18 protein-coding genes, 2 tRNA genes and 3 rRNA genes are annotated in these 22,704 nt (G+C 49.4%); 14 read left to right on the top strand and 9 right to left on the bottom strand.

The genetic code is table 11. From position 1 onward, the window contains the following. The first annotated feature begins 236 nt into the window (after positions 1–236). The 4 genes from Q7J08_RS00345 to rrf all read left to right on the top strand — a co-directional run bounded on the left by Q7J08_RS00345 (position 237) and on the right by rrf (position 5,632). Positions 237–1,703, top strand: a 16S ribosomal RNA gene (locus tag Q7J08_RS00345). A 151-nt stretch (positions 1,704–1,854) separates the two neighbouring features. Continuing rightward, positions 1,855–1,927, top strand: a tRNA-Ala gene (locus tag Q7J08_RS00340). A gap of 351 nt (positions 1,928–2,278) precedes the next feature. After that, positions 2,279–5,196: ribosomal RNA gene (locus tag Q7J08_RS00335) — 23S ribosomal RNA — on the top strand. Positions 5,197–5,510: 314 nt separating this feature from the next. Further along, positions 5,511–5,632 (top strand): 5S ribosomal RNA (gene rrf / locus Q7J08_RS00330). The 16S, 23S and 5S rRNA genes sit together here with 1 tRNA gene alongside, the layout of an rRNA operon. 157 nt (positions 5,633–5,789) lie before the next feature. Here rrf and Q7J08_RS00325 read toward each other — a convergent pair. Continuing rightward, complete coding sequence (locus Q7J08_RS00325) at positions 5,790–6,077, bottom strand: hypothetical protein (RefSeq protein WP_304909707.1); 288 nt, start codon at positions 6,075–6,077, stop codon at positions 5,790–5,792. A 190-nt stretch (positions 6,078–6,267) separates the two neighbouring features. On the opposite strand from Q7J08_RS00325, the gene Q7J08_RS00320 reads away from it, so the two are divergent. After that, positions 6,268–7,296, top strand: a complete 1,029-nt coding sequence (locus Q7J08_RS00320) for an META domain-containing protein (RefSeq protein WP_304909706.1) — start codon at positions 6,268–6,270, stop codon at positions 7,294–7,296. 24 nt (positions 7,297–7,320) lie between these two features. On the opposite strand, the gene Q7J08_RS00315 is transcribed toward Q7J08_RS00320, so the two are convergent. The 3 genes from Q7J08_RS00315 to Q7J08_RS00305 are packed head-to-tail and all read right to left on the bottom strand — an operon-like array spanning position 7,321 to position 9,055. Beyond that, positions 7,321–7,815, bottom strand: coding sequence for a GNAT family N-acetyltransferase (locus Q7J08_RS00315; protein WP_304909705.1), 495 nt, complete (start codon positions 7,813–7,815; stop codon positions 7,321–7,323). After that, the gene (gene speB, locus Q7J08_RS00310; protein WP_304909704.1) at positions 7,791–8,651 is read right to left on the bottom strand and encodes an agmatinase; all 861 of its coding nucleotides are present in this window, start codon (positions 8,649–8,651) and stop codon (positions 7,791–7,793) included. Before speB ends, Q7J08_RS00315 begins: the two co-directional genes overlap by 25 nt. A gap of 20 nt (positions 8,652–8,671) precedes the next feature. Beyond that, positions 8,672–9,055 carry a translation initiation factor IF-5A gene (locus Q7J08_RS00305; protein ID WP_304909703.1) on the bottom strand — a complete coding sequence of 128 codons (384 nt, stop codon included), beginning with the start codon at positions 9,053–9,055 and terminating at the stop codon, positions 8,672–8,674. Between the two features lie 102 nt (positions 9,056–9,157). Between Q7J08_RS00305 and Q7J08_RS00300 the strand changes: the two genes are divergently transcribed. The 5 genes from Q7J08_RS00300 to Q7J08_RS00280 all read left to right on the top strand — a co-directional run bounded on the left by Q7J08_RS00300 (position 9,158) and on the right by Q7J08_RS00280 (position 13,063). Next, positions 9,158–9,952: a bifunctional fructose-bisphosphatase/inositol-phosphate phosphatase gene (locus Q7J08_RS00300; RefSeq protein ID WP_304909702.1), complete on the top strand. Its 795-nt coding sequence runs from the start codon at positions 9,158–9,160 to the stop codon at positions 9,950–9,952. Further along, positions 9,949–10,764: an NAD(+)/NADH kinase gene (locus Q7J08_RS00295; RefSeq protein WP_304909701.1), complete on the top strand. Its 816-nt coding sequence runs from the start codon at positions 9,949–9,951 to the stop codon at positions 10,762–10,764. The genes Q7J08_RS00300 and Q7J08_RS00295 overlap by 4 nt, the downstream gene beginning before the upstream one ends. Before the next feature lie 35 nt (positions 10,765–10,799). After that, positions 10,800–11,489: a DUF169 domain-containing protein gene (locus tag Q7J08_RS00290; protein WP_304909700.1), complete on the top strand. Its 690-nt coding sequence runs from the start codon at positions 10,800–10,802 to the stop codon at positions 11,487–11,489. A gap of 204 nt (positions 11,490–11,693) precedes the next feature. Beyond that, a complete protein-coding gene (locus Q7J08_RS00285; protein WP_304909699.1) occupies positions 11,694–11,873 on the top strand; it encodes a 4Fe-4S binding protein in 180 nt (59 codons plus the stop codon). Further along, positions 11,870–13,063: an NAD(P)/FAD-dependent oxidoreductase gene (locus tag Q7J08_RS00280; RefSeq protein WP_304909698.1), complete on the top strand. Its 1,194-nt coding sequence runs from the start codon at positions 11,870–11,872 to the stop codon at positions 13,061–13,063. The genes Q7J08_RS00285 and Q7J08_RS00280 overlap by 4 nt, the downstream gene beginning before the upstream one ends. An 8-nt stretch (positions 13,064–13,071) precedes the next feature. Here Q7J08_RS00280 and Q7J08_RS00275 read toward each other — a convergent pair whose 3' ends face one another. Together Q7J08_RS00275 and Q7J08_RS00270 are read right to left on the bottom strand one after the other, a co-directional pair. Next, on the bottom strand, positions 13,072–13,869 hold the full coding sequence (locus tag Q7J08_RS00275; RefSeq protein ID WP_304909697.1) for a nitroreductase family protein: 798 nt from the start codon (positions 13,867–13,869) through the stop codon (positions 13,072–13,074). Positions 13,870–13,906: 37 nt separating this feature from the next. Next, the gene (locus tag Q7J08_RS00270; protein ID WP_304909696.1) at positions 13,907–14,878 is read right to left on the bottom strand and encodes a DHH family phosphoesterase; all 972 of its coding nucleotides are present in this window, start codon (positions 14,876–14,878) and stop codon (positions 13,907–13,909) included. A 94-nt stretch (positions 14,879–14,972) separates the two neighbouring features. Here Q7J08_RS00270 and Q7J08_RS00265 point away from each other — a divergent pair. Both Q7J08_RS00265 and Q7J08_RS00260 read left to right on the top strand, forming a co-directional pair. Beyond that, positions 14,973–15,045: transfer RNA gene (locus Q7J08_RS00265), tRNA-Phe, on the top strand. 453 nt (positions 15,046–15,498) lie between these two features. Continuing rightward, positions 15,499–15,987: a M23 family metallopeptidase gene (locus tag Q7J08_RS00260; RefSeq protein WP_304909695.1), complete on the top strand. Its 489-nt coding sequence runs from the start codon at positions 15,499–15,501 to the stop codon at positions 15,985–15,987. Between the two features lie 65 nt (positions 15,988–16,052). Here Q7J08_RS00260 and thrS read toward each other — a convergent pair whose 3' ends face one another. Continuing rightward, on the bottom strand, positions 16,053–17,813 hold the full coding sequence (gene thrS / locus Q7J08_RS00255; protein WP_304909694.1) for a threonine--tRNA ligase: 1,761 nt from the start codon (positions 17,811–17,813) through the stop codon (positions 16,053–16,055). 252 nt (positions 17,814–18,065) lie between these two features. Here thrS and Q7J08_RS00250 point away from each other — a divergent pair, with 252 nt between their 5' ends. Continuing rightward, positions 18,066–18,305: a hypothetical protein gene (locus Q7J08_RS00250; protein ID WP_304909693.1), complete on the top strand. Its 240-nt coding sequence runs from the start codon at positions 18,066–18,068 to the stop codon at positions 18,303–18,305. Here Q7J08_RS00250 and Q7J08_RS00245 read toward each other — a convergent pair. After that, positions 18,277–18,546, bottom strand: coding sequence for a hypothetical protein (locus tag Q7J08_RS00245; protein WP_304909692.1), 270 nt, complete (start codon positions 18,544–18,546; stop codon positions 18,277–18,279). The two genes, Q7J08_RS00250 and Q7J08_RS00245, sit on opposite strands and share 29 nt — an antisense overlap. Positions 18,547–18,980: 434 nt before the next feature. On the opposite strand from Q7J08_RS00245, the gene Q7J08_RS00240 reads away from it, so the two are divergent. Then, positions 18,981–19,436: a nucleoside deaminase gene (locus tag Q7J08_RS00240; RefSeq protein ID WP_304909691.1), complete on the top strand. Its 456-nt coding sequence runs from the start codon at positions 18,981–18,983 to the stop codon at positions 19,434–19,436. Positions 19,437–19,665: 229 nt separating this feature from the next. Here the strand turns inward: Q7J08_RS00240 and Q7J08_RS00235 are convergent, their stop codons facing one another. Further along, positions 19,666–22,668, bottom strand: coding sequence for a type I restriction endonuclease subunit R (locus Q7J08_RS00235; RefSeq protein ID WP_304909690.1), 3,003 nt, complete (start codon positions 22,666–22,668; stop codon positions 19,666–19,668). Positions 22,669–22,704: the final 36 nt, after the last annotated feature.

The raw sequence follows: 22,704 nt of genomic DNA, 5'->3' as shown, positions 1-22,704 counted from the left end.
TTCGGTTCGAAGACTATATAAGCATCTGATGCTGATATAGTAGAGCTGTTTAAGTGGAGGACAAAACGCGAATCATCCGGGTAAGGCCGGAGTGATTGTTGGTCCTGACGTTGGTATTGTGGCGATGCGGACATTCATTGAAATGACCGCTGATTCCTTTCATACGGTTGTGTTTTTGTGATTATGTCGTAGAAACAACAACTGTGTGCCTATAAGAAAGAAAACAAAAAATAGTAATTCTGGTTGATCCTGCCAGAGGCCATTGCTATCAGGGTTTGACTAAGCCATGCGAGTCGAGAGGTGTAAGACCTCGGCATACTGCTCAGTAACACGTGGTTAACCTGCCCTAAGGTGGAGCATACTCCCGGGAAACTGGGGCTAATACTCCATAGTGGATGCATCCTGGAATGGTGCATCCTCGAAAGATCCGTCGCCTTAGGATGGGACTGCGTCCGATTAGGTTGTTGGCGGGGTAACGGCCCACCAAGCCATTGATCGGTACGGGTTGTGGGAGCAAGATCCCGGAGATGGATTCTGAGACATGAATCCAGGCCCTACGGGGCGCAGCAGGCGCGCAAACTTTACAATGCGAGCAATCGTGATAAGGAAACCCTGAGTGCCTGTCGATGCAGGCTGTTCATATATCTAAATCATATGTGAAGAAAGGGCAGGGCAAGACCGGTGCCAGCCGCCGCGGTAATACCGGCTGCTCGAGTGATGGCCACTATTACTGGGTTTAAAGCGTCCGTAGCTGGACTGTTAGGTCCCTTGGGAAATCTTCACGCTTAACGTGAAGGCGTCTAAGAGATACCGGCAGTCTTGGGACTGGGAGAGGTAAACCGTACTTCGGGGGTAGGAGTGAAATCTTGTAATCCTCGAGGGACGACCTATGGCGAAGGCAGTTTACCAGAACAGCTTCGACAGTGAGGGACGAAAGCTGGGGGAGCAAACGGGATTAGATACCCCGGTAGTCCCAGCCGTAAACAATGTGCGTTAGGTGTGTCGGTAACCACGCGTTACTGATGCGCCGAAGAGAAATCGTGAAACGCACCACCTGGGAAGTACGGTCGCAAGGCTGAAACTTAAAGGAATTGGCGGGGGAGCACCACAACAGGTGGAGCCTGCGGTTTAATTGGATTCAACGCCGGACATCTCACCGGATAAGACAGCTGTATGATTGTCAATCTGAAGGTTTTACATGACTAGCTGAGAGGAGGTGCATGGCCGTCGTCAGTTCGTACTGTGAAGCATCCTGTTAAGTCAGGCAACGAGCGAGACCCACGCCGACAATTGCCAGCAGCATCTCCGGATGGCTGGGGACATTGTCGGGACCGCCTCTGCTAAAGAGGAGGAAGGAATGGGCAACGGTAGGTCAGCATGCCCCGAATTATCCGGGCTACACGCGGGCTACAATGGACGGGACAATGGGTAACAACACCGAAAGGTGCAGTCAATCTCCTAACCCCGTCCTTAGTTAGGATTGCGGGTTGCAACTCACCCGCATGAATCTGGAATCTGTAGTAATCGCGTTTCACTATAGCGCGGTGAATACGTCCCTGCTCCTTGCACACACCGCCCGTCAAACCATCCTAGTGGGGTTTGGATGAGTCCCTGGTCTTTGCCGGGGTCGAATCTAGGTTCCGTGAGGAGGGTTAAGTCGTAACAAGGTAGCCGTAGGGGAATCTGCGGCTGGATCACCTCCTAAAGAATGATCCAAACACAACCTGTATGACTGAATTAGCATGGTCATTTCAATGAACCGTACAATCGCCACAATACCAACACATCAATATCATACTCACACGCAGTATGTTTTGTTAAACAGTAACAAACGAATGAATAAAGTAGTGTGAGGGGCGCGTAGCTCAGTTGGAAGAGCGCGGCGTTTGCAACGCCGAGGCCTGGGGTTCAAATCCCCACGCGTCCACTCCGTAACCGACTGTGACAAAGTTTTCTTTGTCACCGGTTACGGTTACCAATGCACCCGGAAACGCGAGTTACCGGGGAAGGGCCGAGAGTCACTGACTCTTTGAGGCCGTGTATAGGTTTTGCATTTGGACGTTAAATGGGTATCAGCGGAACCTTTCTTTACTGAAAGTTATTTGTCGGTAGATCGACACACTTTAAGAGAGACAAAGGGACCCTGGCAACAGCACAAAGCATGATGCTGAATATTCCATTTACCACAAATAATACATTGTTGTAACAAACAATCATCGAAAAAAAAATTTATCGACATACCCTCTGGTGTTCCAAGCTTTGGAATATCAGAGAAGAAAGAACCTGGTTCTTATGCCGGTTAGTGAATGGTTCGGTTTGAGAGCTGATGAAGGGCGTGCCAAGCAGCGAAATGCCCCGGGAAGACGCAAGGAGTCTGTGATCCGGGGATACCCTAATAGGACCTCCACACGATTTATCGTGAATCCGTAAGGATGGGGAACCCCCCGAAGTGAAACATCTCAGTAGGGGGAGGAAGAGAAATCAATTGAGATTACGTTAGTAGAGGCGATCGAACCCGTAAGAGTCTAAACTGAATCCCGTAAGGGAGATGTAGTGTATGGCCTTCAATATAGTATGTGTTTATCTAATGAAAATAGCTTGGAATGGCTTACCTTAGAGGGTGACAGTCCCGTACGTGGTGATAAACATGGCTTAGAAGTGTCCTGAGTAGCGCGGGTTGGAATTCCCACGTGAATAAGGGGGTCACCTAACCTCCAAGACTAAATACTCCTCAAAACCGATAGTGAAATAGTAGCGTGAGCGAAAACTGAAAAGTATCCCTAAAAAGGAAATGAAAAGTGCCTGAAACTAACCGGTGATCGTGTGTTACGGCGTGCAAGGATCTTCTCTTCGAAAGAACCCGTCGCGAGGCGGTAGTATGAGTAGAGTTGCCGACGTCGTAACTTACGTTTTGAAGAACGGGCCAAAGAGTGTATTCCGCTGGCGAGGTTAACCGCAAGGGCAGCCGCAGCGAAAGCGACAAGCGCGTAGTTTACCTGGCGCGGCGTACTAATAGTGCGTGGAGTCAACGGGATACGACCTGAAACCTGGTGATCTATGCCTGAGCAGGTTGAAGCGTGCCGAAAGGTGCGTGGAGGACCGCATGCGGTATTGATATGCAAATCATTCGCGTGACTTGGGTATAGGAGTGAAAGATTCATCGAACCGGGTGTCAGCTGGTTCCTCTCGAAACATGTCTAAGCATGACCTCGACCGAGAATGATAGTGAGGTAGAGCACCTATTAGAAATCCCGGGGAAGAAATTCCTCGCTTTCTTGTAAAACTCCAAACTCCCTATCTTTGTAGACGTCGGGCAGTCCGGGCTACGGGGTAAGCTTGTAGTCCGTAAGGGAGACAACCCAGACCATGGTTAATGCCCCCCAATGTAGGCTAAGTGTCAACACTGAATGAAGTCCTAGGTCAAAGACAACTGGAAGGTGAGCTCAGAAGCAGCTATCCTTTAAAAAGTGCGTAACAGCTTACCAGTCAAGATTTAGGGCGCAGAAAATGGACGGGGCTCAAGCCTACTGCAGATACCATGGCGCACGTTTTTGAACGTGATCGAGTAGAGAGGCGTCCTGTATGGGCTGAAGCAGGGGTGTAAGTTCCTGTGGACCGTATAGGAATGAGAATTTTGGCAGTAGTAGAAGCATAGAACAGTGAGAATCTGTTCCGCCGAAGGGGCTAGGTTTCCTCGGCAATGTTCGTCAGCCGAGGGTTAGTCGGTCCTAAGTTGCACCATAACTTGAGTGTAGCAAAAGGGAAACAGGTTAATATTCCTGTACCGTGCGTTAATATACTGACGCATCGGGTTATACATAGCGGGACCGTCGTCCCGTCCAAGCGTATAAACTCTTGGAGTACCGTAATGGTGAGAATTGAGTGAAAGCGTGATGGCGTAAGTGTTTAAACACCTGGTGCCCGTGAAAAGGTAACGCAACGACCGTACCGAGAACCGACACAGGTGCCCCTAGTTGAAAAGACTTAGGCGTGTCGGAATTATTTGTGGTAAGGGAACTCGGCAAAATGGCTCCGTACCTTCGGAACAAGGAGTGCCTGCCTAGTGATTAGGCAGGTCGCAGTGACCAGGGAGCTCTAACTGTCTAACAACAACATAGCAGACTGCAACTCCGTAAGGACTAGTATAGTCTGTGAATCCTGCCCAGTGCGGGTATCTGAACACTGATTACAATCGGACGAAGGACCCGTAAACGGCGGGGGTAACTATGACCCTCTTAAGGTAGCGTAGTACCTTGTCGCTTAATTGGCGACTTGCATGAATGGATTAATAAGGGCTCTACTGTCCCTACCGCAAATCCGTTGAACCTTTTATCCTTGTGCAGAGGCAAGGGACTCCCATCGGGAAGTGAAGACCCCATGGAGCTTTACTGCAGCCTGTCGTTGACTTACGGTATTACATGCGCAGCGTAGATAGTAGGTGTTAATGCTCATATTCCGGTATGAGTGGAGCCACAGTTGAGACACTATCCTTGTTCTGCTGTAATTCTCACTCATCTTTTATGGTGAGGACATCGGTAGGTAGGCAGTTTGGGTGGGGCGCCACACCCTCGAAAAAATATCAAGGGTGCCCTATGGTCAACTCATGTGAGTCAGCAACTCACAGGAGAGTGTCAAGAGCATAAGTTGGCTTGACGTGATTTCGCACAGCAAGAAATCACGAGTGGAAACACGGGTCTAACGAACCAATACGCCTTTTTGGTGAGGGCTATTGACTACAGAAAAGCTACCCTGGGGATAACAGAGTCGTCGCCGGCAAGAGCACATATCGACCCGGCGGCTTGCTACCTCGATGTCGGTTCTTTCCATCCTGGCTGTGCAGCAGCAGCCAAGGGTGAGGTTGTTCGCCTATTAAAGGGGATCGTGAGCTGGGTTCAGACCGTCGTGAGACAGGTCGGTTACTATCTGATGGGAGTGTTCGAAATCTGAGAGCAAGATTGAAATAGTACGAGAGGAACTTTCAGTCGTCACCTCTGGTGTATCGGTTGTCTGATAAGGCAGTGCCGAGCAGCTACGTGGCACGAGATAAAAACTGAAAGCATCTAAGTTTGAAACTTCGCTTGAAAAGAGATTTCGTTATAGAGCACCGGTAAAAGACCGGGTTAATAGGCTTGGGATGTACGCACGAAGGCAACGACGTGTTCAGTCCGCAAGTACTAACGCTCAAATCCAGATTCTTTATGAACTGGTATGCCTCGATAATTTTACACAGGATGATTGGTTACTTCAATGGAAATGCAGTGGTAGATGGACTTTGGCATCATGAAAATTGTGCCTTTGCTCTTTCGAGAATTTGTCTACTACCGATTAATATTGAAGTGTCCGCTGTGCCCAGACGTTATCTGAATGCAAAACCTATGAAGGTATATCCTTTATAAACAGTAACGGCTAATATATTATGCCAGATTACTGTGCTAAGTTGGCGGAGCGGCCACGCGGTTGCCTGCAGAGCAACTCTACTCCCGTTCAAATCGGGAACTTAGCTTGGGGGATCATGCGGCCATAGCAGAGAGGTTCCACCCGGACCCATTCCGAACCCGGCAGTTAAGCTCTCTTGCGTCGGTCATTGTACTGAGATATGCGAATTCTCGGGAACTGGTCAACGCTGCACCCCCCCTTTATTCTTTTGAAATGGTTTGTGTGTTTTTTTTTATGTTGAGTGTAAGCTCTCGTGTTTTGTTTTGTCTTCGTTTTCTGCTGTGATCTATCCGGCTACCGTGAGGTATCCAGCATACAGCATAACAGAAAGGGAAACGAAAAAAGAAAGAGAATTATTCGCGATGATAATACAGCCCAAAGTCCACATCGCAAAGTTTTGCATCGGATATCATATACTTTCTAAAATCTTTACCATCATTCAGCGTATACTCACCATCATTGTCTCTCTCCCAGAAAAGATCATACTGGCGCTGAAGTGTCCCCTCTGTTGGATCGTACCAGAATTCACTAACGGTCCCATCCGAGGCGAAAATATATTTCAGATTATAGTAGGTTCCTGCATCAGAATATTCCTGATCAGCGTACCATGTGCCAATGATTTCATCAGTTTTAGTATCCATACAGACATTCAGTATGATAATCCTCACTTATTAATATTTCTTCCATCAGGTTTCCTTTATCCGATCCTGTATTCTCATTAATTCTGAATAATCTCAAATATCAGTCTGTTTTTAAAACAGGGTCCTTATAACTGTTAAAAAAATTGTAGTTAAAGCCAGCCTTATAGCCTTAGGCGTCTAATGAAATAGTATGAAGCACACAACACTCGTGTTCCTTGCCTTGGTAATAATTGGGGCAGTTATATTTGCAGCAGGGTGTATCAGCCCTGCAAGCGAGAACGTTAAGGGAAACTGGGTTCTCATCGGCTCAGGCCCTGACAACACACCAATGACCGGAATCATCACCATTGAGATCACGGACTCCAACATCTCCGGAAACAGTGGTGTAAATAACTACTTCGGCTCCGTTACCATCGGTTCGGGCGGGAAACTGATCATCAGCGATCTTGGATCGACTAAAATGGCGGGTCCTGCTAGTCTGATGATTCAGGAGCAGGAATACTACAATGCACTCAAAAACGTAACTGGCTACAAGATCATTGATGGTAATTTGGTTATGACAGGCAATGACGGGAAAATCCTCCTGACCTTTGCAGATGCAGCAACCATCCCAACCGGCAGCTGGATTCTTGATAATAATACTGCGGTAACGATCAATTTCCTTCCTGATGGTACGTTTAACGGTCGCGCTCCGGTAAACCTCTACTTTGGTACCTACACGATTTCCGGCAACAACGGGCTTGTCTTCTCTGCGATTGGCTCTACGCTGATTGCAGGAGAGGAACTGCCGATGCTGGAGGAATCTGCATTCTTCGCAGCTCTTCAAAACGTCTCCGGCTATAAGATCGTTCACGGATCACTTGTACTCTCTGACAAAAGCGGCACTACCATTCTGACCTTCAAAGAAATGCCGGAAATCGTCGGGAAATGGCTCCTTGCCTCCGACAAAAATGTTACCGTCACCTTCAATCCAGGCGGTTCATTAGGCGGTCAGGCCCCTGTCAACGTCTACGGTGGATCATATACAATCTCGGGTAACACCCTTTCCGTTGGCGATGATATCATCTCTACGATGATGGCAGGAACCGAAGAGCAGATGCATGCTGAGTTTGCATTCTTCTCCGCGCTTAAAGAATCAGCCGGTTATTCGATTGTTGATTCGAATCTGATCATTACCGACAAAGATGGAAAACAACTTCTGGTTTTTGTCCCGGCATAACATAAACTTCTCCCTCTTTTTACCTCAGTCATGGTAAACCCACCAGAGGGAGTCTCCCTCCTCTCTGGAAAATTGGAATCCACTGTTCGTCAATACTTTTTGAGATGCCGGATTGTCTTTTTCTGTCTCGGCAGTAACACACACGGCTCCATGTGAAAGAGCCCAGGTCGTAACTGCAGATAGTGTCTCGGTCATGAATCCCTGATGCTGAAATCCGGGATCAATACCGTATCCTACTTCTACAACACCCGATAACGGTTCACCCATAAAACACAGCCCGCCAACTGCGGTGTTATGTTCCCGGGAAATGATCATCCAGTAGGTGAACCAGAGTGATCCATCATGATCTGTACACTTTGCATACAAACCGGTCATTGCCTCTTTTGTGTGTACATCGAGGGGTACACCTGATGGTTTAAGCCCCAGGTCTTTTTCTAGTCCATCCTTATCTTTCAGGAAAAAAGAAAACTGCTGAAGGTCCAGAGGGATGATCTTCAGTCGTTGTGTTTCGATCTGCATGCGTGACCTGCGATGAATTCACGGATGAGATGCGCCGCGACCATTGCGGTCTGACCCGCATCATTTGGCAGGACCTCAACATAATCAAACCCGACAGCATTCTTTGCGAGTGTTCGGACAACCTCACGTATGTCCGTTGGTGTAAGACCGAATGGTTCGGGCGTGCCAAGACCTGGCGTCAGACAGCAGTCGATCGAGTCTGCATCGATCGAGAGATACAGCGGATCGTTTCCGACAAGTTCTGAGACCTCGTCCAGAACTGAACGGATACCTTTGCTTTTGATATCATCAGCTGTGTAGAGATGATACTTCTCTCTTGCAGAGGTAAACTCGTCCTTTGTCCCGCTCCGTGCTCCGAGGATGATGATGTTTTGTGTGATCTCACTCACGCGTGCAGTTACACAATCATGATTAAATGCAGATCCACGGTATTCATCCTGCATATCCAGATGGGCATCACACACCACATACCATGTGGGGCAAAGAGCCCTGACTGCGCCGATCGTTACCGAGTGTTCACCGCCGATCATCACGGGAACTTTGCCGTCCTTCATCAGATCAAGAACAACATCTTCCACCTGGGCAACAACGAGATCCGGCAGACATTCTGTGTAAATATCTCCCATATCATGAAAGGGGATGTCGGGAAGGTCTATATCGTAATAGGGATTGTACGTCTCGATATTGTATGATGCCTGACGGATCGCCGCGGGGGCATCCCGGCATCCTGCCTTATAAGAGGTCGTTCCATCAAAAGGAACGCCGAATATTCCATACGATGCGTCTACATATGCTGTTTCAGCATCTGCAAAAAGAGTGTTAGAGAAAGACTGCATATACGGATTATTGTGCAGTCTTAGAGGTCAAGCTTACGCTTGCCGAGTGACTCGATGTAAGGAACTTCCTGAGCCGGCTTGAAGGTTTCCAAAATACGGTCATCTTCCACAACGAGTTCAAAGTTATTGAATTCTTTCATATCCATGAACGTGACAACGTTTCCTGCGATCGTCAGGATCTGTGCGGTCTTTCTCTCAACGATCGGTGCATAGACCGTTGCGGATGTTGGGGAAACAACCGAGCGTTTCTGTCCGTCAAAGAGACCAACAACGTCTAATCTTGCTTTTGCTGCTCCGTGTTTTCCTGGTTTGGAGATGGAGATGCTCTGGATCTTGCATGGCTCGTCTTCAACAACAACGTAACGACCTTCTTTCAGTTTTCCAACTTCAGTTTGTTCCTTCATAATATATCTCTCTAAGTATGGGGGGTAATTGCTTAAGAGTGTTACGGCAATCAGCCCCAGGCAAGTATTCATGTGGATATCCCGCCAATAGAACTATCAATTATGGATTCTGCAGGGTTTCTTTCTGTTTGTGAAATGGTCGCTCCCATGGTCGAGGAAGCGTTAGCTCCTCTGATCGGTACAGAGTATGGTGCAGAAGAACTATGTATGGGTGCGGATAATACGCCGACCGAACGTCTTGATAAAATCGCCGAGGATATCATTCTCGCGGTGTTCAGATCGCGCAAAGTGTGCAAGTCCCTTCTTTCCGAAGAGGCAGGCATGGTTCGGGATATCGGCGGCGATTCAGGGATCGCCTACCTTGATCCGGTCGACGGTTCCTTCAATGCAGGTGTGGGTATTCCGTTCTATGCGCTATCCATCGGACTATCTGATGGTGAGATGATGATTGCCGGCTATGTCAGGAATCTCGCGAACGGCGAAACCTTCACGGCGATCCGCGGGAAAGGTGCATTTCTCAACGGAAAACCGATTCGCGTTTCGAAAAAAACTGAGATGAACACCGCTGCGATGAGCATCTATGCCCGCGTCCCCGATATGATATCTCTTCTGGAGGGAGGGCTTCGTGCCCGCCGGGGAAGAAAACTTGGAGCTTCTGCGATAGAACTCTGCTATGTTGCCTGCGGAAGACTCGAAGGGTTCCTTGATCTTCGAAACACTCTCCGGATCACCGACGCGGCTGCGGGAATGCTCATCTGTGAGGAGGCCGGGGGAATCGTTACTCTGCCTGATGGATCTCCGGTGTTTTTCCCGGATGATGTCTGCTCAGGCCGCCCTCTTCTCGCCGCAACTCCGGCGATCCATAAAAAAGTCTCTGATATTACGAGGTTGCTATGAAGATATGTATAGTGTCCCGGATCGATCTGAAAGAACCGGTCGAACTTGCCCAGTCACTCGGATGGATGCTTCGTGATCTGGGGCATGATGTCGTGTATGAGCAGTCGGTCGCAGCTGAACTAGGATATTCTCCGGTATCTCTTTCGAAGGATTTCTCGGCTGATTTGGTCATTATACTCGGCGGAGACGGAAGTGTGCTGAGGACCGTCAGGATGCTCGAAAAACAGGTTCCTGTTGTCGGGATCAATCAGGGTCAGGTCGGGTTCCTGACCGATATCGAACGAGACAAAGCTGAAGAGATCTTAACGTCTCTCTCCCTGCCGCTCCCGCTTGATCCGCGTATGAGGATATCCATTGAATACAATGGGACTTCAGTCGGTTCAGCGCTCAATGAAGCGGTCATCGTTACCTCGCGCCCGGCAAAGATCCTGAAGTTTGTGATCTTTGTAAACGGGAAGCAGATCGATGAATTCCGTGCCGACGGTCTGATCATCGGAACGCCGACCGGTTCTACCGCCTATGCAATGAGTGCGGGAGGTCCTATTGTTGACTCGACGATCGAGGCAATGCTTCTGGTTCCTCTTGCACCGTACATGCTGTCATCACGTCCGTACCTGATCAACTCGAAGAGCGAGGTGGAGATTCGCCTCATTTCGGTCAAGCCTGCACTTCTTGTGATCGACGGTCAGGATCAGTATGAAATTGGGGAAAATGCCACGCTGATCATTCGAAAATCTCCTGATCCGGCTCTCTTTGTTGATGTAGGGAGAGGCTTTTTCGATAAGGTGGAGCAGAAATTACGTCTTCTATAAACGTTTTTAAATAATCGGATGACCTATTCTACTTTATGACAGATTATGCAAAAATTTCCGCGACCCTTAAGGAGGCTCTCCACCTTACCGGTTCGCCGGTCGCCGTAAAAATAGTCTTATCCGAGGACAAACTTCCCGCAGGTGTCCCGGAGATCGAGGAGACCGTTCGTCATTGCCGGATGGTCTCGCTCGCTCGTGAAGGAAAGGTCTTCTACGCCCCTGATTCCAAGCATCAGTGCGGCGGCGGCGCGTGGGTCCTCGGTCTGCGTGAAATTGGCGAGTCGATGGAGTCGGGCGAACATTATCTTAAACTGGGAAAGTACAGCTCGCTTGGCGCAAGCAAAAGAACCGTGTACAATGTCCCTGCTCTTCCGCAGGACACCTATGCTACCGTTTATGCTCCCTTAGAAAAAGCGACGTTCGTTCCTGATGTTGTCATCATCTTTGCGAAGCCCTTCTCGATGTTGAAGCTTGCCCAGTCCACGCTTTTCAGACTTGGCGGGCGGATCTATCCAGAGTTTTCCGGTATTCAGTCCATCTGTTCGGATGCAACAGCCTATGTTTTGCTGAACGGAGAGCCGAACTTCTCGCTTGGGTGTGATGGTTCCCGAAAGTTTTCCGGCATCGCCGACGAGGAGATGGTTGCAGGTTTCCCGGCTGAAAGACTGGAGGAGCTTGCCGATGCCCTTCTGCAGGTCACCGCCGCGCCCGGCTCCAAAAAATAAAATTTTCCTTTTTTTTTACCACTGACCGGTGACCCATCCGTAGATGCCGTAAATCACACAGCCGATCGCAACGATCATCAGGATAACATACATCAGACCCGGTTTTGTATTATCTTCCGCATCCATACAACCATGTTGTTTGTCTGACAATATAAGGCTCCCGCAGAGCAAACTATTAAGCGCCTGAAACAAATTATTAAGACGATGATTCATATTCGACGAGATGTCTGCGGGTACTGCGGTGCGTGTGTCTCCGTATGTCCGAGAGGGGCCCTCGAACTCATCGATGCCTATCTGACTGTTGATGAGACCCTCTGTAAAAGCAAATGTAAGATTTGTTATACTGTTTGCCCGCTTGGTGCAATCAAGATGGAGGAACAATGAAGGAAGCATACGATGTTTTGGTTGTCGGCGGAGGTCCGGGAGGAGCTCTGGCTGCAAAAACTGCCGCTGAGCAGGGCTTGTCAGTTCTCCTCGTCGAGAAACGTCCGGCAATCGGGGCACCCGTCCGCTGTGCGGAGGGTATCGGGAAGGAAGCACTGGCTGAGTTTATCGAACCTGATCCGAAGTGGATCTCTGCCGATCTTGACAAAGCAGTTTTGGTCGGACCTGATGGGACGAAGTTCACCATAGGTGATAGTCATTCCGGGGGTAAAGTAGGGTACGTTCTCGACAGAAAGGTCTTCGACCGTGAACTGATCTGGCAGGCTGCTGAAGCCGGAGCTGAGATCCAGGTTCACGCACGTGCCTCAGCCCCGATCATGATTGACGGCAAAGTATCCGGCGCAGTGATCCACCAGCATGGAAACACGTATGAGGTCCGGGCCAAAGTCGTTATTGCGGCTGATGGTGTTGAGTCGAAATTTACCAAATGGGCGGGTATCAATACGACCGTTCCGCTGGCTGAGCTGGAGACCTGTGCCCAGTACATCGTGAACGATATCGATATTGACGAGCGGGAAAATCTGTTTTATTTCTCATATACAGATGCCCCGTGGGGATACATCTGGGTTTTCCCGAAAGGTCACCGGTGTGCGAACATAGGTATCGGTATCGCCGGTACGAAATCCGGTGAAGGTCACCGTGCCAAGGATTACCTCGACCGGTTTATTGCCCGCGAGTTCCCGAACGGCAAGATCACCGAACTTATTATTGGCGGTGTCTCTGGCTGTAAACCGCTGGACTGCACGGTCGCCGACAATCTTATCATCGTTGGTGATGCAGCCCGTCTCTCCGATCCGATCACCGGCGGGGGCATCTATAATGCCATGTACACCGGAAAGCTTGCGGGAGATGTTGCTGCCGCGGCACTGAAAAAAGGTGATACATCCAAGAAGGCATTGATGGTCTATGATAACACCTGGCGTGACGGCCCTCTTGGTCATTCACTTGCAAGAAATTATGCGGTAAAAGAGGCTTTTATCAAAATGGATGATGCCAAACTGAACTCCATCGTCCATTCGATGACCGATCTCTCCCTTGATGAGATCACGGTAAAATCACTTGTTATTGCGATATTCAAGGCAAATCCGTGGCTCGCTCTTGAGCTGCCCCGTTTACTTCTCTCTCTCTAATCTTTTTTTTATGTCCAGAAGATCTCGGGCATATCTCTTGGCGGAATACTTTTGAATGTGTATTTTGGATGACCTGCAAGGAGAGCATACTGCGCTTTGTATCCGTCCGGGATGCCAAGGATTTTTTGAAGTGAGGGGAACACGCCGAGAAGGATCATCACAAATCCGGCCCAGCAGGTCCCAAGCCCGATCGACGGGGCGTAGATGTCTGCATAGGTGAGGGAGATTATACTGTCCACAAGACCTAAGTCTTCGTTGGGATTCGCGACCGCTATAAGAAGTGCCGGGGCGTTTCTGCAGAGCACATCATCGCCTGCGTCCAGTTTTCTCAGAAGTCCTGCAGCAAGACTGTACATGCGATTCTCCGTTGGGACCGCTCTCAGGAGTTCAGCTGAGGCTGCGACGAACGCCTTCACTTTTGCCGGATCGTTTACGACGACCCATTTGACCGGGTGAATATTACACCCGGATGGCGCATGGCCGGTTATTCTGATGAGTTCTTCGCATTCTTCGTTGGTTACGGTGATGTCTTTCCAGACACGGATCGACCGGCGGGTCTTGAGATGGCGTGCCAGGATCGCCGGGTCTGCGATCCCTGCCGGTTCGGTCTCTGCTTCCAGACTCATGGCGCCGCTTGGACAGATCGCAATGCAGTGTCCGCAGGAAATACAGCCAAAGCCTGGATGAACGACTGGTGAGGCGTCTGCATCGCGCTGGATGATATTGCTCGGACAAACATTGACGCACGCTCCGCAGGTCGTACAGGTCCCATAATCTATTCTGATGCTTTCGGCCAGGTTGGTCATAACCTAGTATTGGACGGGTAATAAAAAAAGTGTGTGGTCAGAGGTTCTGCGCGGCAGTTATGAAGCTGTCTGCCCGGGATACTTTCCTGAAGAGTTTGAGCATCCACTTCTCCTTCCAGGTATAGTTGAAGCTCCCCCCAGATGCATTCGGGTGGCCTCCGCCGCCGAACTGTTTGGCGATAAGGTGGCTGATCTCCGGAACACTGCGGAGGGAGAACTTTCCATTGTCAAAGACAAGGAGTTCCATGTCGGTCCCAAGTTGTCTGCGTGCTTCTGCTGAGGTTTCGCTCGGGTAGCCGTAGGCCGGCATGACGGCGATGGTGTATTTTCCCCGGAAGATTTTCGCAGCCCTGATACTTTTTTTCATGCATTTGTTCTTGTCATGCTCGATTTTTTCAAAGATGCTGGAGATCTCGTCGTCGATGATGATGCCTTGGGTAAGTTTGTCCCTGATGAGTCTGAGGTTTTCCTGTTTGGAGGTGACGATGCCGAGTTTTGCGGATCTTGGGTCCTGGTGTTTCCAGAGATCGTAATCGCAGACGACGCTGGCGACTTCGCGTGCGCTTTGGTTATCTTTGGCAAGCACCGAGGCCACAACGCCTGTGGCGCATTTCGTTGTGTCCACGATAAGGGTCTGGACAAACGGCGTGACCTTGTGTTTTTCTGCATCGGTCCATTTGTGGTGATCGTACCACTGAATGACCCATCCTGCAGCGTGGGCTTTTCGTATCTGGTCTTCGATCCCGTTCTGATAGCCCAGATCACTGATGATGAGGGTATCTCCTTTTCCGTTGCATCCGCTGACCTGCGCTGTGAACCAGGTGAATTTTCCAACTGAGGAGAAGAGGGTGAGGATCTCGTTCCCGAATGTCATCCGGCAGACTGCGTCCGATCCTGCGGCGTCTAAGTCGTTGTGGGTCAGGTGGACGATATTTGTGGTTCGTCCAACGATTTTTTCCTGGAGGGTCTGCTTATTGGACCCGTTTTTTGTATTATTGCTCTTGACCATTGTGTAGTAATTCGTTTTTGGAATGTATAAGATGTTTGAGAGATGCAATCAGATTATTATAAATAGTTATTATACTAACATTAGTTACGCAAGAGCCTTTATAGCTCAGTCGGGAGAGCGCTAGACTGAAGATCTAGTTGTCGCCGGTTCAATTCCGGCTGAAGGCATCACATTGTCCTTTTTTTTGCAAACGTACGATCAATTGAATTGATGCTGTTTCATATTCGTTTTCTGATGCAGAAATGAGCTGGCTATGCTGTTTTTCTGTGTTCCCTCCAAAAAAAAAAGAACGCTGGTATGAACGCATCCGCGTGATGGGGTTGGTCGAAATCCTACCGCAAGATAAACGATGATGGATAGCGAACAATCAACATTATTGGTGGTGAAAAAATGAAAGGAGGTATCAGATGAGTAAAGAACCTGAGCCGATAATAGTAGAGTTTCCTTTGAGGGGAGAATGGCTCTCTCCTACCACCCCCGGGAAAAAAATTCCGAGTCACGGCACAAATCGGTTCGGAACAAGATATGCTTATGACTTTATTCAAGTGGATTGGACAAGAAAGGGCTGGCCTGCCTATCGCGTGAGTTTGCCGCACTATCTATTATTCGGAGTTCCTTTAATGGAATATTACTGCTGGGGCCGGGAAGTGTATGCACCGTGTGACGGGATCGTTGTCCAGGCACAGGATGGCTATGAAGAACGGGCACGGACGAATTTGATTTCTGACATGTCCAACGCTTATAAAAATGCGCATCACTTCGATCCGGAAAAAGACGACGCACAAGTGATTGCTGGCAACTACATCGTTATGGAATGCGGCGAAAATGTATATGCCGCGCTCGTCCATCTGCAGAAAGGGTCGGTTCAGGTGACCGTTGGACAGAGAATTAAAAAGGGTGAGATGATCGGGAGAGTGGGTCATTCCGGCAATTCTTTTGCTCCGCATCTGCATTTTCAGCTTATGGACAGCAGTGACATAACTACGGCAAACGGACTCCCATGCGCTTTTGAAAAATATGAAGTCTGCAAAAACGGCGAGTGGAAATCTGTATGTAATGGTATTCCCACAGATAAGGACAGGATTCGGTTTTGTCCCAAATCTTTGTGATTTGGAAATATCCACATCACATCGATACAAAATAAAACGGGGTTATTCCCCGCCCCGTCAAAAAATCAGACTCTGTTTTCGATATCGTATTTGATCTTCGTCAGGAACTCATCCGGCGTCATCGTGACAGTCTTACCGTCGCGGGTACGGATCGACAAGGTGTGCTCCTCCAGCTCCTTCTCGCCGATAATGATCATGTACGCGACACGCTCGGTGTAATTCGCCTGCCTGATCATATACCCGATCTTCTCATTGCGGTTGTCAAGCTCGCAGCGAATTTTTGCATCTTTCAGCATCGCATAGATCTCTTCTGCATAACTCTCGCTCTTCTTTGTCACGAGAAGGATCTTTGCCTGCATCGGTGCGAGCCAGACCGGGAACCTGCCGGCGAAATGCTCGGTCAGGATGCCGATAAACCGCTCGATCGAACCAAAGCAGACCCGGTGGATCATGATCGGCCGCTGTTTCTCATCATTCTCATCCACATAGGAAAGATCGAAGTTGATCGGCATCTGGAAATCGAGCTGGATCGTGCCGCACTGCCAGGTTCGGCCGAGACAGTCCTTTAAGTGGAAATCGATCTTCGGGCCGTAGAATGCTCCGTCCCCTTCGTTGATCGTGTAAGGGAGCTTCAGCTGATCAAGCGCATCCTTCAGACCGTTGGTAGCCGCTTCCCAGTCCTCATCGCTGCCCATACTGTTTTCCGGGCGGGTGGAGAGTTCCAGGAAATACTCGAAGCCGAACTTGGTGTAGACCTCGTTGATGAGCCGGACAACGCCTGCGATCTCATCTGCGATCTGGTTCTTTCTCATGAAGATATGTGCATCGTCCTGCGTGAAACAGCGGACACGGAACAGGCCTTGAAGGGTGCCTCTCAGCTCGTGGCGGTGTACTAGACCGAGTTCAGCAAGACGCATCGGAAGTTCCCGATAGCTGTGCGGCTCGTTTGCGTAGACCATCACGCCTCCCGGGCAGTTCATCGGTTTAATGCAGTAATCCTCGTCATCGATCTTTGTTCCATACATATTGTCCTTGTAGTGATCCCAGTGACCGCTGGTTTCCCAAAGACAGCGGTTCATGATCAGAGGTGTCGAGATCTCCTGATACCCGTTCTCTGCATGAAGTTCACGCCAGTAATTGAGCAGAGCATTCCTCACGATCATGCCGTTCGGCAGGAAAAACGGGAATCCCGGACCCTCGTCGGAGAACATGAAGAGCTTCATTTCTTTCCCGATCTTGCGGTGATCGCGGCGTTCCGCTTCTTCCTGGAGTTTGAGGAAATCCTCAAGCTCTTTTCCGGTCGAAAACGCGGTCCCGTTGATCCTCGTCAGCATTTTGTTTTTGCTGTCGTTTTTCCAGTATGCGCCGGACAGTCCGGTGAGTTTGAAGGCTTTGAGGGTCTTGGTGTAGGTAAGGTGCGGACCGGTGCACATATCGATGTATTCGCCCTGCTCGTAGAAACACAGCGGCACGTTTTCGTCCAGATCGGCGATATGCTCGATCTTGTACGGCTCGTTTCGCTCTTCCATCAGCTTCAATGCTTCAGCACGCGGGAGAATGGACGGTTTTATCTGCAGGTTGGCCTTGATGATCTCCCGCATCTCCTGTTCGATCGCGGCAAGATCGCTGTCTGAAAGTTTTGTGTCTCCGAGGTCAACATCATAATAGAAACCCTTCTCGGTCGCAGGCCCGTAGGCAAAAGCTGCCTGAGGGTACAGGCGTTTGACCGCCTGAGCCAATACATGAGCTGCAGTGTGACGTATGACCTGCAGTTCTTCTTCTTTTGGGCACTCGCCGATTGTTCCATCGCTGTAAATAACTTTCATGTATTACTTCCTTTTCCTTGTATTTTCCAACTCTATTTACGGCATTCAGATATGTGTCTGCCGGGTTTTTTCCCGATACGGTCAGATCTAAATATTCTTATGTATTTTGGTTTTTAAAGGCATATTTATTTCGGTACAGGAAAGCCGGGTGAGATGGGTATTTCAGGGGTTGGTTGGGTTTTGGTCCCACCGAAAAACGTATGTTTATCATTTCTGCAGGTCTATTTTTGCATACAGAGATAAGGGATCATCATGACGGAATCTATGGACCCGTATATGCGGGCCGCATATGAAGAGGCGCTTGCCGGACGAAGCGAAGGGGGCATTCCGATCGGCGCCGTTCTCGTTCGAAACGGAGAAATTGTCGGGCGGGGACATAACCGGCGGGTCCAGTTGGGCAATCCGATCCTGCTGTACAAGATCCTCGAGGCGTTAACGAGGTCTAAAAGAGAGAAGAATAATTTCACTCTTCTACTGAACGAATGCGGGTAAGAGTAACGATCCGGGCTTTATTTTGACGTTGGGTAATGCTGAAATAGTCCCTGTCGATAGGGATTCCCCCGTGCTGGTTAACATACGCAAATACTTCGGGGGTACATTCAAGAACAAGACAATCAGCGAGGGCGTCGCCAGGTCGATTCTCGCCCAGATATTTGTAGGCGGCACGTTTAGCTTCGTTACCCGTTCGACCGAGACCGTATATCGTCGTGGCGTCACGCGGGATAACACACATATACTCTTTCGAATGCGCTATGTCCAGCAAATCCAAAATGGCGTTCTCCAAACTCATAGTACGCCCAGAAACCACATTGATGGAGAGTTTATACTTGTTTAGCTGTTGAAAAGTGTCTGAAGACACCTCTATAGATTTTTGGTTTAGTATCATACTGATTATTAATAGAACTCGTATATTATCTATACCTCATCTACCTGGTGCATTTTCTCTACTTTATACACTCAACAAATCATCCTCATCCTCATCTCTATTTTTCTCTCTCCAGGAATGCGGGCGATAACGTCCCCGTGTTTTGTTTACGTATCTTTTGTGCACTTGTCCCATCCGCGCTTATGATAGTTGGTTCGTCCCGGTTCAGATATCCTCATCACAAAACGAACAATTATCACTCTTGTGTTCCCATCTCTGCATATATAATTCAGGGAACCATCATGACGAAATCAATGGATCAGTATATGCTGGCCGCATATGAGGAAGCACTTCTCGGACGAAGCGAAGGAGGGATCCCGATAGGGGCCGTTATCGTTCGAAACGGAGAGATCGTCGGGCGGGGACATAACCGGCGGGTCCAGTTGGGCAATCCGATCCTGCACGGAGAGATGGATGCTCTTTCGAATTCGGGCCGGCATCCCGCGTCTTTCTACAAAGAATGCACGCTGTACACCACCCTCTCACCATGCATAATGTGTTCCGGCGCTATCCTGCTGTATAAGATCCCGGAGGTCGTTGTGGGTGAGGATGTCAATTATCCGGGAGAACCCGCGTTTCTGCGTTCACGCGGGGTCAAGGTGACGATCCTGAATGATCCGGAGCTGATTTTGATGATGAAGAGTTATATCGAAGAGAATCCGGCTGTCTGGAACGAGGATATCTCGGAAGAGGTCTGAGATAGATATATTATCTAATTCGGGGGTGCGGGGAGTGACTGCGGGTCGGCGACGAAGTCGACGACCTCAGCCGAGGCGGGGACCTTTAGGTCCCTTAGCTGAGCAAATCTTTGATTTGCGACCAAGTCGATAGACGTGCGATCCGGCAAGGGAAGGCCCGCGGTGGGGTATCCTATTTTCTGTGGCCCCCATATTTCACACGCAACATATCCCCCTGCATATACCTCTCTCACAACACCCCGGCTTCTCCTGCCTTTCTGAAATACCGATAGACCTCATGCCGCAGTTCATCACGAAGGAGCTTCTTTGCTGCTTCATCATGCATGATAAGTCCCATGAACTGGTCATTCAGGAGATACAGATTGACCAGTTTCGTCTCAAAGTCTTTGTTAAACTTTGTGGCAAACATATCTTCAGAATCGTGTTGTGCAAAAAATTCCAGATGGGAGTCATCGATCATCATGTCTCTGAGCTGTCTCGCAACTACATCCTGATTCGTGAACTCCGTGCCGTACTTCTCGTTGATCTTCCTGATGATCTCAGTGAGAGTATCTTTCAGCTCTTCCTTTTTCCCGGTAAAGCCGGTGGTCGGTTTAAGCGTTATCTCCACGCCCGGTTCCAGAACCAGCGAACCGTTATAGGTTTTTTCGAGCCGGTAGTATTCCATCAGGATCTTGTCATCTATCTCGATGACGATCTGTTTCCCTTTGGGAAGGACTTTGTTCAGGAACTTCGCAAACAGGTAGAATCTTTCCAGGTCTTTGTCATACATCCGGTGGATCTGGGTTATGAATCCGTAGGTCCTGATGTACCTTGCCAGAATCGATTTGAAGGTGTCGCGTTCTTCTTCGGGTTTTGCCGCGTATCTGTCGAGTGCGGGTTTGAGGTAGCCGGATAATTTTCCAAGAAGTTCCTTTTCCTGGTTTTCTGAGGATTTGAAGAATTTCGCTGCGAATGCTTCGACTTCGGGATAGGTATAGATTTGGTAGGCGTCGAGGTCGGATTTGAGACCATAGAGGATGTTGGGATCGGTTTCTTCCTCAAGCCTGGTGGTTTCGTAGTAGGTTTGGAAGGAGTCCCGGATCTCCTCGGCGGTGTTTACGAAGTCAAGGACGAAGGTCTCCTCTTTTCCTTCCATGGTCCTGTTGAGCCGGGAGAGGGTTTGGACGGCTTTTATGCCGGAGAGTTTTTTGTCGACGAACATTGTGTGAAGGTAGGGTTCGTCGAATCCTGTCTGGTATTTTTCTGCGACGATGAGGAAGTTGAAGTTGTCATGGAACTCTTTTGGGAGCTGTTTTTCTTTGATGGTCTCGCCGTCTTGTGTTTTGTTGATCTTCTCTTCTGTCCAGCTTTCCCCTTCGTCATTGATTTCTCCGGAGAATGCGACGAGGACGTCGATGTCGTCGTATTTTTGATCTTTTATGTAGCGTCTGAACTCGAAGAGATAGCGAACGGCGTGCAGTCTGGAGGAGGTTACGAGCATTGCCTTGGCTTTTCCGCCGATCTGGTTTTTGGTCTGGTTTCTGAAATGTTCTACGATGACGGCGGTTTTCTGTGCAAGGTTGTGAGGGTGCAGGCTTTCGTATTTTTTGACGGCACGTACGCCTGCGGTGGTTTCCAGTTCAGGGTCGTCAGGGATGGATTTGATGATTTTGTAATACATCCGGTAGGTGGTGTAGTTTTTGAGGACGTCGAGGATGAAGCCTTCTTCGATCGCCTGCCGCATTGAGTAGATGTGGAACGGAAGGTAGCTTCCATCGGGCTGTTTTTCGCCGAAGACCTGGAGGGTGGTGTGTTTCGGGGTCGCAGTGAAGGCGAAGAAGCTGAGGTTTTTGTGTTGACCGTGGGTTCTGAGTTCTTCGTTGAGTTTGTCTTCTCCGTCGGGTCTCTGGTCTTCTTCGGCGTTTTCAACTCTGGCGTATTCTTCGAGGTCTTCGGTTTCTGCCAGGGCTTTTTTGAGTTTTTTGGCGGATTCGCCGGTCTGCGATGAGTGTGCTTCGTCTACGATGACAGCAAAATTCCGGTTTTTGCTTTCGATCTCTTCGTAGATGACGGGGAATTTCTGGAGGGTGGTGATGATGATGGGGACCCCTGCATTGATGGCGTCTTTGAGCTGGGAGGAGTTTTTGTCGATTTTTATGACGACGCCCGGGACGTGGTCAAACTGGTAGATGGTTTCCTGGAGCTGGGAGTCGAGGACTTTTCGGTCGGTTACGACGATGACGGACTGGAATATTTTGGTGTTTGTATCGTCATGGAGTCCCATGAGCCGGTGAGCGAGCCAGGCGATGGAGTTGGACTTGCCGGATCCTGCACTGTGCTGAATGAGGTAGTTTTTGCCGGATCCGTTTGTTTTGACGTTTCTGAGGATTTTTGTGACGACGTCGAGCTGGTGGTATCTGGGGAAGATGAGGGCTTCTCTGCCGGTTTTGTCGTCTTTTGCGATGTGGAGGTATTTGTGGAGGAGTTCAAGGAGGGTGTCTTTTTGGAGGATCTCTTTCCAGAGGTAGGATGAGGGGTAGCTTCCATCAGGGGAGGCAGGGTTACCTTTTCCGCCGGTGACGCCCGGGCCGTTTGATCCCTGGTTGAAGGGGAGGAACCGGGTCCGGGTGCCTGCAAGGCGGGTGGTCATCCAGACTTCGTAGAGGTCGACGGCGAAGTGGACGAGGATCCGGTTTTTGAATTCGAAGATGGGGTCGCGGCCGCTTCGGTCGAATTTGTACTGGCTTATTGCGTTGGTGACGTTTTGACCGGTGAACTGGTTTTTGAGTTCGAGGGAGATTAAGGGTATGCCGTTTATGAAGAGGACGATGTCGACACTGTTTTCTGATGAGGGGGAGTAGTGAAGCTGCCGGGTACAGTGGAGAATGTTTTGCTCGTAGAGGGCAGAGGTTTCTTTGTTTATGGAGGTTTCAGGTTTCCAGTAGATGAGTTTGAACCGGAGTCCCCGGTCGGCGATTTCGGTTCTGAGGATCTTGAGAAGGCCTTGCCGGTTGATTTCTTCGGTGACCCGCCGGATGAATTGGGTTTCGCTTTTTTCGCCGTATATGGTGGTGTATTTTTCCCAGGTTTTGGGCTGGGTGGTTTGTATGAAGGTGAGGAGGGTCTGTTTGTCGAGGGCGAGGTTCCTGTCGAATCGTTTGGGGTCGCCGTGTTCGTATCCCCCATGTTCGGTGAGGTAGGTTTCAATATCTTCTTCGAGTTGTTTTTCGTTTAATATCGGGTCCGGCATGGGGTTTTGTCACTGAATAGTATATGGAATACGATG

This window comes from Methanocorpusculum sp., assembly GCF_030655665.1.
Lineage (GTDB): Archaea > Halobacteriota > Methanomicrobia > Methanomicrobiales > Methanocorpusculaceae > Methanocorpusculum.
The sequence above is the reverse complement of the archived record's forward strand: the minus strand, read 5'-3'. Positions and strand labels throughout refer to the sequence as shown.

Excerpts from the sequence above, each read along its gene's own strand:
- Q7J08_RS00260 (WP_304909695.1), top strand. The coding sequence starts at position 15,499 with ATGGAATATTACTGCTGGGGCCGGGAAGTGTATGCACCGTGTGACGGG.
- Q7J08_RS00245 (WP_304909692.1), bottom strand. The coding sequence starts at position 18,546 with ATGTGTGTTATCCCGCGTGACGCCACGACGATATACGGTCTCGGTCGA.
- Q7J08_RS00325 (WP_304909707.1), bottom strand. The coding sequence starts at position 6,077 with ATGGATACTAAAACTGATGAAATCATTGGCACATGGTACGCTGATCAG.
- Q7J08_RS00235 (WP_304909690.1), bottom strand. The coding sequence starts at position 22,668 with ATGCCGGACCCGATATTAAACGAAAAACAACTCGAAGAAGATATTGAA.
- Q7J08_RS00240 (WP_304909691.1), top strand. The coding sequence starts at position 18,981 with ATGACGAAATCAATGGATCAGTATATGCTGGCCGCATATGAGGAAGCA.
- Q7J08_RS00250 (WP_304909693.1), top strand. The coding sequence starts at position 18,066 with ATGACGGAATCTATGGACCCGTATATGCGGGCCGCATATGAAGAGGCG.
- Q7J08_RS00285 (WP_304909699.1), top strand. The coding sequence starts at position 11,694 with ATGATTCATATTCGACGAGATGTCTGCGGGTACTGCGGTGCGTGTGTC.
- Q7J08_RS00300 (WP_304909702.1), top strand. The coding sequence starts at position 9,158 with ATGGATTCTGCAGGGTTTCTTTCTGTTTGTGAAATGGTCGCTCCCATG.
- Q7J08_RS00320 (WP_304909706.1), top strand. The coding sequence starts at position 6,268 with ATGAAGCACACAACACTCGTGTTCCTTGCCTTGGTAATAATTGGGGCA.
- Q7J08_RS00295 (WP_304909701.1), top strand. The coding sequence starts at position 9,949 with ATGAAGATATGTATAGTGTCCCGGATCGATCTGAAAGAACCGGTCGAA.
- Q7J08_RS00270 (WP_304909696.1), bottom strand. The coding sequence starts at position 14,878 with ATGGTCAAGAGCAATAATACAAAAAACGGGTCCAATAAGCAGACCCTC.
- Q7J08_RS00315 (WP_304909705.1), bottom strand. The coding sequence starts at position 7,815 with ATGCAGATCGAAACACAACGACTGAAGATCATCCCTCTGGACCTTCAG.
- speB (WP_304909704.1), bottom strand. The coding sequence starts at position 8,651 with ATGCAGTCTTTCTCTAACACTCTTTTTGCAGATGCTGAAACAGCATAT.
- Q7J08_RS00305 (WP_304909703.1), bottom strand. The coding sequence starts at position 9,055 with ATGAAGGAACAAACTGAAGTTGGAAAACTGAAAGAAGGTCGTTACGTT.
- Q7J08_RS00275 (WP_304909697.1), bottom strand. The coding sequence starts at position 13,869 with ATGACCAACCTGGCCGAAAGCATCAGAATAGATTATGGGACCTGTACG.
- Q7J08_RS00280 (WP_304909698.1), top strand. The coding sequence starts at position 11,870 with ATGAAGGAAGCATACGATGTTTTGGTTGTCGGCGGAGGTCCGGGAGGA.
- thrS (WP_304909694.1), bottom strand. The coding sequence starts at position 17,813 with ATGAAAGTTATTTACAGCGATGGAACAATCGGCGAGTGCCCAAAAGAA.
- Q7J08_RS00290 (WP_304909700.1), top strand. The coding sequence starts at position 10,800 with ATGACAGATTATGCAAAAATTTCCGCGACCCTTAAGGAGGCTCTCCAC.